Origin of the sequence: Bradyrhizobium yuanmingense, from assembly GCF_900094575.1 — a bacterium.
GTDB classification, from domain to species: Bacteria; Pseudomonadota; Alphaproteobacteria; order Rhizobiales; family Xanthobacteraceae; genus Bradyrhizobium; species Bradyrhizobium yuanmingense.
Window position 1 is genome coordinate 1 of sequence record NZ_FMAE01000043.1, and the last position, 12256, is coordinate 12256.

The window sequence follows — 12256 nt, forward strand, 5'->3', positions numbered from 1 at the left end:
GGGCGAGCGCTTCAAAGATCGCCCGCCAATGTCCGCGCTTGGCCCAGCGATTGAAACGATTGTAGATCGTCGTGTACGGACCATAGTCGGGCGGGCAATCGCGCCAGCGTGCGCCGCACTGAAGCATGTGAATGATACCGCTGATGACGCGTCGATCGTCATCGCGCACCGGTCCGGTCTGGTTCGTTGGCAGATGCGGCTCTATCAGAGCCCATTGCTTGTCGTTGAGCCAGAACAGTCCTTTGCGCATCGAAGTCCCCCGCGTGGAATCAACCCGCTGCCAGGGAATCAGAGTTCGCTAATTAGGTACAGACCCTAGGACGGCTCCCATCTGGAGCACGCTCTCAACGGGCCTGTGGTGCCGACGAGCCGCTCGTTCAGCCAAATTATGGCCGATGGAACAGAAGAACGCCGCCTCCCGCTAGGCTTTCGGCCGTGTAGCGCTGACCGTGGATCAAAAACACGGTCATTGGGACGTCGCGACTCGGCAGAAGGCCAAGGATCTGCAATATGTCGATCACGGCAGGCGAAGCCTCTTGGGGGCCGTGCGTCCAGTCGTCGCCCAACAACTCTCCCAGTTCAGGCACTTGGGGGAAGGGTTGATGACCTGATGCCGGTGCGGCAGACGGCAGGGAAAGGCTTGGTGGCAGTGCCGAGGGAGGGTCCTCACGCGATTCGAAAGGTGCCAGCCAATCAAAGCCGGGCGCAAGACCGCCGTAAATATCTGAGGAAGTCCTCGGTGCCGCAGGCGTAGCTTCACCCGGCAAACCGGGCCGAGGGTGATGAATGAGCTGAACGTCCTTGGGGCCTTCCGGTCCCAAGATGGCCGTGTAGCGTTCGCCGCCGATTTCGTAGTTCATGATTGGATGTTTCGCAACAGGCAAGAAGTCCCAATCCCCCAACGTGGACAGCATCATGTCGGGGGCCAGCTGGGTGTGATGGGAAAAATTCTCGGGAACGGCGAACGAAACATCAAACGTATCGCCGACAGCGGGCGACCGCAGATGGACGAGCCGAACATCATTGAGCCCTCCCGGTCCCAAGACGGCGATATAGCGTTCACCGCGAATATCGTAGGTCTTTATCCGCTGTGCTGCATCCGGCAGGAGGCCCCAGCGGCGAAGCGTGTGCATCATATTGGGCGCGGCCTGGGTGCCGTGCGAGAAATCCTCGGGAACGCTCAAAGACGCATCAAAGGCGTCGCCGGCTGCCGCGACCGTCTGCTCAAGCATGGTCTGGGCCGCAGCGCCTTGGTTCATCATCCGTCCAGGGTGGTCTTCAGAGGCGGAATTCGGCTGCCGCGAGCTCGGCTGCCAAGTCGCGGCATCGAAAAGCTCTTCCTGAGAGACACTTTGCACCGGCGAGGGGATTATTGGACTGAGCGTTGGCCAAGGCACCGGTGCATCGAAGGCCGGGGCCGGCAAGAGGTTCTCGCGATCCGCGGCATCGAAAAGCTCTTCCTGAGCGACACTTTGAACCGGCGAGGGGATGGTTAGACTCATCGTTGGCCAAGGCACCGGTGCATTGAAGGGTGGGGCCAACAAGAGGTTCTCGCGATCCGCGGCATCGAAAAGCTCTTCCTGAGAGACACTTTGCACCGGCGAGGGGATTGTTAGATTCATCATTGGCCAAGGCGCCGGTGCATCGAAGGTTGGGGTGGGCAAGAGGTTCTCGCGATCCGCGGCATCGAAGAGCTCTTCCTGAGCGATACCTTGCACCGGGGAGGGGATGGTTGGACTCATCGTTGGCCAAGGCACCGGTGCATCGAAGGTCGACGCTGGCAAGAGGTTCTCGCGATCCGCTGCATCGAAAAGCCCTTCCTGAGCGACACTTTGCACCGGCGAGGGGGCGATTGAACTCGTCGTTGGCCAAGGCACCGGTGCATGTGTTGTCGCCGGCAAGAGGACCTCGCGATCCGCCGCATCGAAAAGCTCGTCCTGGGCGACACTTTGTATAGGAGAATGGGCCGCTAAACCCATTGCATGCCTGACCTGCGGAACATCGAACCCGGGCGGCAATGAGCCGCCCCCATCCGCGCCGCTCCCCATCGGCTGCCCATCGGCCGGGGGCATGGGCGAGGGCGCGGACGGCTGAATGACCTGACGCGAGCTGCCTCCTTCCCCGCCTAAATTGTTCTGCAGGGTAGTCGCGCGATAATCGCGGAGGCCGTTCAAGGCGGCGATGAGCGTCTTGTCCTTTGGAAACAACCTGTCCGCGTGGCCAAGCAGTCTATCATCACTGAGCTCGGCCATGGACAAGGGGCGGAGCGCTACCGCCAATTTCCGCAGATGGCTCGCATAGCTCTCGGCCGTTCTCTTGCCAATCCGTCGACCAAAACCTGCGTTGGCGGCCTTCCTGATGACCCTCTCATCTTCCCTGGAAGGACGATAATGTGTTGAGATGGGGCCAGCGTCGGCGTCAGGCTCGCGGTACTGACTGACCATTGACAATGCTGGGGCAATGACCTTATCGCCTGGCAGCAGCTTCTTAGCGTAACCGGCTAACGTGTCGTCATCCAGCCCAGAGATTGATTTGCCAGACTTCTTCAGTGCGTCGGCGAATTTGCGAAGCCGACGATCATAAATTTCGACGGTGGTTTTACTCGGCGGTGGCCCTCGATCGAGAGCAGCGGCCGATGCCGCCTGGATGAGGCGATCGTCTTCGTCAGTGACATCATACAATGCCGCGTGAGGATATACGGGGCCCGCCTCTCGCGCGCCTGCCAGGTGCTGCTCAAACGCAACATGCGGCTGTTGCGGCTGTTCCACGCTGGCATCTGACGCAGTGGACTCTCTATCGGCTGGGTTGATCGTGTTGAATCGGTCCATGGTCAGTCCGCTGGCATCGCTTTTTCGCCACTTCGCTACTCACGTTAGCTTTCCAAAATCTGACGTGGCCGGCGGAAAGGTAGGATGACATGTGAATGATGGCCGGCGTGCGCTGTAGCATCGCTCGAGCAGGCAAAAGAAAGCGCCGGAAGAAAAAACAGCGTCTTCAACTGAAGTGTTGAGCTGAAATGGTGGTGTGATGCGCCACAGCGCTTCAGATCTCGGTCCCTTCACGGCGGTATGATCGTGAGGACCGGGTCATCCGGGGGCTTTCGATTACTCGGAGGTCGGGCTGAGGCGGCGACGGGGCGCTCGCTCCTTGAACCAACGAGATATCGGTATGGGCGGCACCAGAATTGAGGGCACTCTTGCGCGTTCCTGACCAGCATTCCCAGGAACGCGCGCTTTCAATAAAGCTCGCAAGCTCTGGTTGGTGGTCGCCTGCTGCGAGAATAGAAGCGAAACGAAGCCATTCGTATACCACCTTGTGGTCATGTTCACTTTCAACACACACGCTCCGACATGCTGGGTGGCAGATTAGGGCGGGATTGCCGAGGGCCATTGATCCATGAAGCCAGCGGCCGAGCGCGTTTTGACTGCTGATGGCTCGGTCGTTGCCATTGAGAGGCAACGCTAGCCTGTGAAGCCGCGTGCATTCAGACACCCAGGACAAACCATGTTATTGTTTGGCTTAATCCGATGTGCCTCCTACATAGCGTCCAGCGCGCGGCAACTGTGGCGCTCGCGCAAGAGGGCAATGCATCGATCGGATAAGACGGACGATGATGCAGACCAGCTGCCGAGCGCGTTACTGAACTGGAGCCACAAATGGGTGCTCCATAGCCATAACGGCGCGGAGCCAAACGACCGACGTGGTCGCCAAGCCTAAGTTGCCCTCTTGGAGACGCCCCATAGATCGTAGGCTCGGTCTTCGCCGTCGATCTCGCTTAGGCACGTCCGGTCACGGTTTCACCGTCGAAGCGCTCAGGGTCGTGATGGCGGCCTTGTTGAGCACGCGCACGCCACGTGGAATTTCTGGACGAGATCCATTGGTGCGGGTGAACAAGATCCGCCATCCGTTCGAGAGCTGTGCAGCACGTTGCGCTTGATCGTCACCGCTCCCGAAACAGAGCGCGGGTTTGTGTGTCACGATCGAGCCGCCTCTCCTTGCTAGCCACATGGCAGCAGCTATTGTGATTTCCGACATTCGCCAAAAACCGCTATCGGAGCGGCTGCACATTCGGTTCTGTCGTTCCCGCCGCGTTCGGGGCTGCCGTACCTGCTCCATCTTCTCTGTTGCTCTTGTTACGCGGGGCGAAGGTACCGTAGTTGGCCAGGGGAATGGCGGCGCGATCGCCATTACTTGTGATGACAGACCGATTATCCAGCAAGTCGAGCGGATCGTTTACCATAACTGCCAGATTGTTTTTGGTCGAGCAACCAAGCGTGGGTTCGAACGAATTGTCGTTCACGGCTGGTCCGACGATCAAAAGCGACGGACAGATCGGAGGATGGGCATCAAAGGTGATCGCCTCGATCCTCACGCCGGAACGGGGCGGTAAATCGACGGGAGAAGCGGACAGGCGGATGTTATAAGGTGCAACGCCCATGGCGCGGGCCTCGTGCGCCACTTGGGCAAGGAGCCTGGGTGAGCCGGTGACATCCACATGGAGCGCATCCCGCCGGCCGCCACTGGCGTTCGCGATAAAGCTCCGCAGTTGACGCTTTTCGGAGCCACGCAGGCTCCGCAGGAACAAGATACGTTTCTTCTGCTCTACCTGTATTGCTTGTTCAGCCGGCCCGAGATGGATCGAGGCACTATTTGCACAGCCACCCAATGTTGCTCCTATAGCGATCAAGTGACACAAATGTCGCAAGGTCATATGAGGGTCCTCATTCGATGATAAAGCCGGCACTGCCGGTCAATCCTGGTGTGCTGGTGCGAGGAGCATCGCGGTCTCGCGGCGGCCGGGCCACCGTGTTCGTCAAAATGCGCCCCGCGTCTGAGGGCGGTGAGATGCGATCGCTCGGTGCACTCATCTTGTTCGGGTTCGATGCCGGCCGCACGATGTACGGCGTGACAATAATGACCAGCTCGGTTTCACGTTTTTGAAACGATGAAGAGCGAAACAGCGCACCGAGGATCGGCACATCGCCGAGCCAGGGAAACTCGCCGATATCAGTGTTGAAGTTGCGCCTGATGAGGCCGCCGATTGCAAAGCTCTGACCGCTGGCAAGCTCCACAACGGTGCTCGCGCGCCGCGTTGAGAGTGCAGGGACCGCCATGCCATTGATTTTGACTTCGCCTTCGCTCGACAGTTCACTGACTTCGGGCTTCACACGTATATTGATCTGATTGTTGTTCAGCACAGTTGGGACGAATTCCAGGCTGACGCCGAACTGCCGGAATTGCACGGAAACCTGTCGATTGTCCTGCATGACCGGAATCGGAAATTCCCCGCCGGCGAGAAAGCTTGCGGCTTCGCCGGACATCGCCGTCAGATTCGGCTCAGCCAAGATAGAGGCGAGGTGCTCGCTCGCGAGAGCGTCGAGAACAGCGCTGAGATTGGTATTGCCGGCGCTAAACCCGATTCCGATCGTGCCGCCGCCGCCGGCCGCGCCGGACCCGCCCCCTTTTCCGGTAATAAGGAAAGCGCCGTTTGGGCCGGAGGCGGTGAAGTTGATGTTGAGATCCTTGACCGCGCTGCGGGAGACTTCTGCCACCCGTACGCTGAGATTCACCTGCAACGAGCCAGCCACCTGGATCTTGTTGGCAACCAGCGCGCCCGCCCCAAGAAACTGCTCAGTGACCTTCCTGGCGTTCTCGACGACATCGGCAGTGGGCGCGGTCCCGCTAAGAATTGCGCCCCGGGGAGTATAGCTGACCTGTATCGGATAGTCGCCGACCTCAGCCCTCAGCGCGGCCCGCAGATCCTGGATCGGTTGGGTAACGACAATACGCAGCTCAGCCAGAGCCTCTCCCTTGTCGTTCAGGGCGAACAGGCTGGTCCGTCCCGCCTTTTTGCCAAAGACGAAGATCGTGGTGTTTGAGGGCGCCTGATAGTCCGCAATCGCCGGGTCGGCGACAAAAATGCTCGCAGCCGGTCCGGTCAGATGAACTGTCTTGCCCTGTGAGGAAGTAAGGCTGAGCGTGCCGGTGGTGCTGCCAGACGCCGCGCGTGGCTGTTCTGCTTTGCCATCTCGCTTTGTCTGAGCTGTGGCAGCAAACGGAAATAACAGAGCGACTGCGCACAGAGCGTACCAGAGGCGGCGAAAAGCGGCATAGTGCGAGCGGCCTGCCACCATGGACGGCTCATCAGCGCCGGGGGCATTGTTAACGATGTTCAAGGGAGTGTCGCTTTCAAGTTCGATCGGCTAGGCAGCCGAGGCTGCGCCAATGAGTTCAAGGGTGTAACCGACACCGCGCGCGGTCTTGATCCTGAGCGTTGCGCCCGCCTGGCTCAAATGCGTGCGCAATCGATAGATCCCGACTTCCAGCGCATTGGTCGAGACCTCGTCGTCAAATGCATACAAGCTATCTTCGAGCGATGCGCGCGGCACGGTACGCCCCGCGCGGTTGAGCAGATGTTCAAGAATGCACACTTCCCGGCGCGCAATTCTGAGGATTCGGCCACCGACCGAGACTTGCCGCGCGATTGGATCGAAATGCAGATTCCCGAATGTCACCACCGGCGCCGTCATTTGCGTTGACCGTCGCAAAATCGCTCGCATCCGAGCAATGAGTTCGTCGGTAGAGACGGGCTTAGGCAGAAAATCATCCGCGCCCGCATTGAAAATCGCAATCCGCCGGCCGAGATCATTGAGACTACTCATCATCATGGTGGGCATTGACCGTCCCTCGCGCCGCAACTGCTTCAGCCAGTCCAATCCGTCTCCATCGGGCAAAGCCGATTCGAGCAGGACCATGTGGTAGTTCGCGCAATCGAGCGCGGCCGCCGCCTCATCCAGCGTGCGTGTTACGTCGACGGCGAAGCCGCAACCTAACAGCACTTCCTTCACGTGGCGGGCAAAGTCCGCATGATGATCAACCAGGAGAATTCGCATTTCATTGCCTCTCGTCCATCCACGCAGACCTGAGCGCGTCACGATTGAGCATGGGCTCGATGTAACTGAGAGGAGGCTGGACCGGTGTGAGTTTGGACAGCCCGAAACGAGAGGGCGGAGCATGTTGGCTGGCGATCAATACCTGCGGGTCGATTGTCGTCGGATGGACCACGGACCGCTGCAGCCTGCTTACGGCGTCGGCGCTGCTCAACATGCCCCTCATGCCAGATCTGTTTTTGTTTAAGAGGCTGACAGCCGCGGCAGCCCGCTGACGCGTCCGTGGGCCGATCACGCCCGTCCTTGCACGCACTGACCCGGCCCCCGCAGAAAGAATAGCGCCGAGCCGCGCAACCGAAACCAAAGCGCGGGAGACGATCGGATTTGTGGCTGAACAGATGAGCGAAACTGACATGGAAACTCCCCAATTAGTCTTGGTCTGCGGCCAGTCTTGCTGGGCTGTCGAGCCTGTCGTGTCGTGAAGTCACGACAGTGCAAGTCTTTCCGGTATTCAAGGACACATCACGCGAGGCATCTGGCCACTGGCTTCACAGCCCGAGATGCACGCCGAAACGATCTGCCCCTCGCGGCCGGAAGAGCACCCTCTCGCGCGCAATTGTTCGCACGCAAGGTGTCAACCGTGCTGAAGTTGTGACGCGCCCGAGGTCCCCGCATACGTCGCAGCCCAGCGAAAGCTGCGAGCGATTGCAGAACCGAGCTCCACAGTTTTGCCATTGCGCATAGATCCCGGTGCCTACACCAGAACAACTTCGCCTCACGGAGTGCACAGCCCCAAAATGATCGGATCTCGATTTCGGAGTTGGAGTGTGCCCCGCAAGGCCGAGATAGCGGCCGCCAGCGTTCTTCTCGCACGGCGCATCTTGATTCGCTTGGGATAGGATCGGCGCTGCGTCCTTCGATCTCCACATAGGCGGTGTGGGACGCTGGCCCTGGAGAGGAGCTATCCAGCAGCATGATTGGGCGGCGCAGCGGAGCATTGTTCTTTTGAGACGTTCGCAATTCTTGCTACCTGTCAGGAAGAGTTCACGCGAGCGGGGGGCGGTGTCGCGACTGTCAGAAATCCTACAATCTGACGCTAGGTGAGGTTCAAGTGCTTTTGACCGCTGGTCCGTAGCGGTGCTCTCGAACTCGACGAGTCTTTAGCAATGACGACACGTCCTAACCAAACTATCGAGCTGCGCGTCGCGCGCGTCCCTCTCCTCAAGGTCATGAGCATTTCGTCGGTCCAAAAGCGTAGCTTGAGCCAAAGGCGATGACAGTGTGTGAGGGCCGTCGTCTTTGCTGGCCCTTTAGGTGTGACGTCGTGGTCGTGCGGTCGACTTCGTGCGTGCGAACTCAGCAGGGAGACAGTGGCGCCCCGTGATGCTTCTATGTGAGGCGCAGGAGCTAACCTATGGGATGCAGGCGCCGGAGCTCGCAAGCTGATTTGACTGACAAGGGACTGGAAGAATTGCGAAACGACATTCTTGAATGCTGCCTCCATACATCACGAGCGACTATGGAGCTTTTAGGCAAGATCGGCAAAATCGATTCTTTTGATGGAACGCATCCAGGTAGCAGATAGACCATTGTGCGAGGGCACGGCTTGCCGCGCGAGCGAGACTCTATTGACTTGATCTTTGATGCGCTAGCGTTCGAGCTCTTGCGATTGATCGCACCATCGATGGCAGGTCGAGCTGCGGAAACGATCGATGCGCGGCCTTAGTGGCTCACGTCATCTGAACTTTCTTCCGAACGTGTCGGCGGCGGCTGGATCGAGCGAGGAGGCCGCAGCACTCGAATGAGGCCGGGGAAGAACAAACAATGGCGCGAGTGTGTCCTCCGCCACACTGTCGGGTACCTCTTGGGATGTGGGCGCCCCTTCGTCCCTCGCCCGGTCAAGGGATAGGTCTCAGCGCCTGTGGCCAAGCCATTATCGTTGTCCGTGAAGCGGGCTCGCCTGGGATGACCCTTCCTTCGGGTGGTCATCTAGTCAGCATTAAGGGACCTACGAGCATGGCGCAGTCGCCAGTTGGCTAATCGTTACTCTCCAGTCCTCCGCTTGAAGGGGTTGTCTTCACTGGCGACTCGATAGCTTTCCAAATTGCCGCCGAGGAACAAGCGCTCTGTCTCACTAGTTGGCGTTCTGCCAAGCGAACACATCAAATCCACATCCGCATCGATGTTGTCGCTATCCTCCACATTCATTGCAAGGCCAATACTGCTCAGTACGTCGTCGGGCGTCCAGACCGCAGACTTCGGGACGACGTAGGTATGCAGCTTGTCGGCATTGTTTGCGATCGCTCTCGCCCAGTCGTCTCGGGAGACGCTGAGTTTCGAAGGGTCTTCGACCAACGACACGAATGGAGAAGCGGTCTTACCGCGCATATGCCATCCAGCCTGGCGTGCCAGGTCCAGGGGATATCGCTCCAGAGGATCTCCAATGGAAGAATGATCGCGCGCCGTGTTACGGACGTGTGATATTGCAGATGTGGTGGCTTCCGTGCGCGGTTTGCAATCGCTGTCCTGGTTCTGGAAACGATGCAGCTTGAGATATGTCGATGCCGCTATATTTTCGAAAATGCGATCCCGGTCGACACCGTTGTCCCCCGCTGGCGCCCATCGCGCTGACTGGTTTTCGGCGAGGGCGATCTCGTTCTTGAGCTCTTGGAGCGTGGCGCCCATTAGCGTTGCCGCAAGCTGGGCGCGCGCGCCGACAAATGATGGGGCTGGATAGCGACTGGTTTCCGAGGCCGCGCCGCCTGGCGCAGACGAGGAGCGGGCGGTAGCGGAATTTGCCGCTAAGGGGGGTGAAGCCGAGGTTGAATAGACCGAGTCTACGTCGTCTAGATTCAAGTCATTCAAGTGCTGCTCGAAGCTTTCTTGATCGTCTGAACTGTGCGCCGATGCGCTGATCTGGGTGTTAAGCTCGTCTTGTGGCCCGTGGACCCGGTGCGGCTCCTGTAGCGGGTTGTGAACCTCAAAGGGAGTGTCTGCGGCATTTCCTGTATCAACATTCATCTCTCTCTCCCTTCAAAGTGCAGGCGGTCGGCGTAGTTGTTGCAGGTGCAGCTTTCGAGAAGCTGACCGACCAGGAAGGAGGTCATTTAGCTTTGGAAAGGGTCGAATAGAGTCAGTCAACGAGGCGAACGGTCAGCTGCACGGAAGCCGCGGGAGGCGACGTACCACGACACCGTGCTGCCTTGTGCCCTCCGGCATTGGTGTTCGATCAGCCGAGATCGGCGCCGCTGAGTGAGCTTTTTCGGACCGCCGCGCCAGGTTCGCTCCACTACCTCATGCGGACGCTTCATCCAGGGAGACGGTCCTTGCACAGCAAGACGGACGGACTGGCGCTTGCGGCTGGCCGAATGTCTTTCGTAGATCGTCTCCTTATGCAGATGTGAGAACTGCATTCTCGCGCCCGTTAGGACTGCGATGGACAAGCGCAACCGGCTTCCGTTTTGTTGTTTCCAAGCGGAGGACGACGCTGGATCAAATCGTTGTAGTCGACGCGCGCGAAGCTAAGCCACTTCAGCAAACCTGACCTACGAGGTTGTGATGTCGGAATAGCCATCACAGCGACTTGCGCCTCGTTGCGACAGGCTGCTTTTGTACAGGCGCGAGCGCGCGTTGTGTCTGGAATCAGACAAAGGGCTTGCGAGCACGACGTCTTTAAAAGCGCAATTTGCGGTACTTATCGAGGGAGAAGAGCATATGAAGTTTACTGGCCGAGCACTAACGATCCTGTTGTCCTTGCTTTCGGCCGCGAGCGTGAGCGCGCCGGCGAGAGCCGACGAGCCCTCGCCGAAATACACCGAGGTGCTCAGTGCCCTCCAGGCGGGGAAGAATGTAAAGCTCATACTGGACATGAGCCGCTGTACCACAGCGGAGGGTGGCAAGCCTGCGTCGGCGACGCAAGCCGGCCTGCTCATCAATGCATTCAGGGTAACCGTCCAGAACGGCATCAGCTTCGCCAATGCTCATCAAACGGTCGACAGCTCCGGACATGCCGTGACCGAGTACATCCGCCATAGCCTTAGCCGCGAGGGCAAGCTGACGGTGCGAGCCTCGAAACTTGTCGTCGGGACCACCGAACTCGTGAACCAGGGCGAATTCATCTGCGAACTGCCGGATGGCGCAAAGTTCATCTGGTAACGAAGAGCACAGAGCAGGGGGCGCTTCAAAGACTTGATCCTTTAATCGCGCGGACACCTTCGCACGGATACGGATCCTTTCGATCGTCAGGAACGATCAGAGTGTTTCTGACGGTCGTTTCGTCGGGCGAGGATCAAGTTGCACGAACTTGCTGCTCAGGTAACTCATGAGGGCCGCCGATCTAGATTCGATATCAGGGATTGGAAGATCGGCGGTTCAGCCAGTCGTCGGATGGGGGGAGCAAGGCTCTCACTTGAACGCTTCAGATGAACTCGCCAAGGACGCCCTCACGCAGTCTGCGGTCATCGTAAGAACATTCCAAGTCGATCCAGCCGCGGGCTCGCGTTGATGACACTCGACCTAGGCGCCCAGGATGCGCTCGTATCCTTCATCCGCCTCTTTTGGGGTCCTTTACCTTGAAATCTCAGTGCTGCCGAATGCAGCCACAAGGTGATTGAACCATCCCGCTTAAGATCATCTGGGCTGGCCGCTATGGGTTTGCTCACCGCTCGTAAACTGCGTTCGCGCGCAGATCGAAGCTCTCTGAGCAAACGATCCGTGGTTTCGGCAGCTTGAGCAACTGCTCGAGGTGCCGACGAGCACCTCGTTCAGCCAAATTGCGCGGCAACGGAAGAGCTGAGCGCGGCCATCGGTTAGGCTGATCGCGTTGTATCGATCCATTCTGCGGTCGGCGGGCATGGCTACCTCGTTCTATCGCTACCATGTTAGCTTCGCAAAAGCTGACCTGCCCAGGCGGAAACCTAGAATGAATAGTGGGCAAGGGTCGTTCCAACCCGCGGATAAGTGCGGCGAACTTCAGAGACGATACAGGGTTGGGCTGAACTCTCATGTTTCCACCAAGCGGGTCGTGTCCCCGGTGATGGTGTAGCTCGGTAGAGCAAAGCCGTCCGCACGCGCGCCCTCCCATGGCGCCGTAGCGGGCGGGCGGCTTTGCGGTGGTCACCGGCAGTTCGCCGGTAGGGTCGGGTTGCTGACACCAACCTGATTCGAGGAACCACCGATGACCGATGAGATGATGAACCTCCGCTCGCTCGTGGAGAAGACCCCCGATGCGGATCTGCTGCGCGAGATGATCGGCTTTGCTGCCCAGCGCCTGATGGAGCTGGAAGTGGAAGGCCAGACCGGGGCCGCCTACGGCGAGAAGAACCCCGAGCGTCTGGCGCAGCGCAACGGCTACCGCGACCGGACCT

At 59.1% G+C, this 12256-nt stretch carries 8 protein-coding genes; 2 read left to right on the top strand and 6 right to left on the bottom strand.

Annotation, left to right across the window (positions count from 1 at the left end):
- The 6 genes from GA0061099_RS37655 to GA0061099_RS37685 form a co-directional block, all read right to left on the bottom strand.
- On the bottom strand, positions 1 to 250 hold a 250-nt coding region (locus GA0061099_RS37655; protein WP_141697735.1), incomplete at its 3' end, for a transposase.
- A 136-nt stretch (positions 251 to 386) separates the two neighbouring features.
- Positions 387 to 2828, bottom strand: a complete 2442-nt coding sequence (locus GA0061099_RS37660; protein WP_074448587.1) for a hypothetical protein — start codon at positions 2826 to 2828, stop codon at positions 387 to 389.
- A gap of 1220 nt (positions 2829 to 4048) precedes the next feature.
- On the bottom strand, positions 4049 to 4711 hold the full coding sequence (locus tag GA0061099_RS37665; RefSeq protein WP_036032006.1) for a CpaD family pilus assembly lipoprotein: 663 nt from the start codon (positions 4709 to 4711) through the stop codon (positions 4049 to 4051).
- Positions 4712 to 4721: 10 nt separating this feature from the next.
- The gene (locus GA0061099_RS37670) at positions 4722 to 6176 is read right to left on the bottom strand and encodes a type II and III secretion system protein family protein (protein ID WP_036032008.1); all 1455 of its coding nucleotides are present in this window, start codon (positions 6174 to 6176) and stop codon (positions 4722 to 4724) included.
- A 27-nt stretch (positions 6177 to 6203) separates the two neighbouring features.
- Positions 6204 to 6893 carry a response regulator gene (locus GA0061099_RS37675; RefSeq protein WP_036032010.1) on the bottom strand — a complete coding sequence of 230 codons (690 nt, stop codon included), beginning with the start codon at positions 6891 to 6893 and terminating at the stop codon, positions 6204 to 6206.
- A gap of 2040 nt (positions 6894 to 8933) precedes the next feature.
- Positions 8934 to 9911 (bottom strand): hypothetical protein, encoded by a 978-nt coding sequence (locus tag GA0061099_RS37685; protein WP_036032013.1) that lies wholly within the window; start codon positions 9909 to 9911, stop codon positions 8934 to 8936.
- 693 nt (positions 9912 to 10604) lie between these two features.
- Here GA0061099_RS37685 and GA0061099_RS37690 point away from each other — a divergent pair.
- Positions 10605 to 11045 carry a VirK family protein gene (locus GA0061099_RS37690; protein WP_036032015.1) on the top strand — a complete coding sequence of 147 codons (441 nt, stop codon included), beginning with the start codon at positions 10605 to 10607 and terminating at the stop codon, positions 11043 to 11045.
- A 1021-nt stretch (positions 11046 to 12066) separates the two neighbouring features.
- The coding region (locus GA0061099_RS37695) for a transposase (protein WP_208604914.1) at positions 12067 to 12256 on the top strand (190 nt) is incomplete at its 3' end.

Coding starts and splice junctions, on each gene's coding strand:
- GA0061099_RS37660 (WP_074448587.1), bottom strand. CDS start 2,828: ATGGACCGATTCAACACGATCAACCCAGCCGATAGAGAGTCCACTGCG.
- GA0061099_RS37665 (WP_036032006.1), bottom strand. CDS start 4,711: ATGACCTTGCGACATTTGTGTCACTTGATCGCTATAGGAGCAACATTG.
- GA0061099_RS37675 (WP_036032010.1), bottom strand. CDS start 6,893: ATGCGAATTCTCCTGGTTGATCATCATGCGGACTTTGCCCGCCACGTG.
- GA0061099_RS37685 (WP_036032013.1), bottom strand. CDS start 9,911: ATGAATGTTGATACAGGAAATGCCGCAGACACTCCCTTTGAGGTTCAC.
- GA0061099_RS37690 (WP_036032015.1), top strand. CDS start 10,605: ATGAAGTTTACTGGCCGAGCACTAACGATCCTGTTGTCCTTGCTTTCG.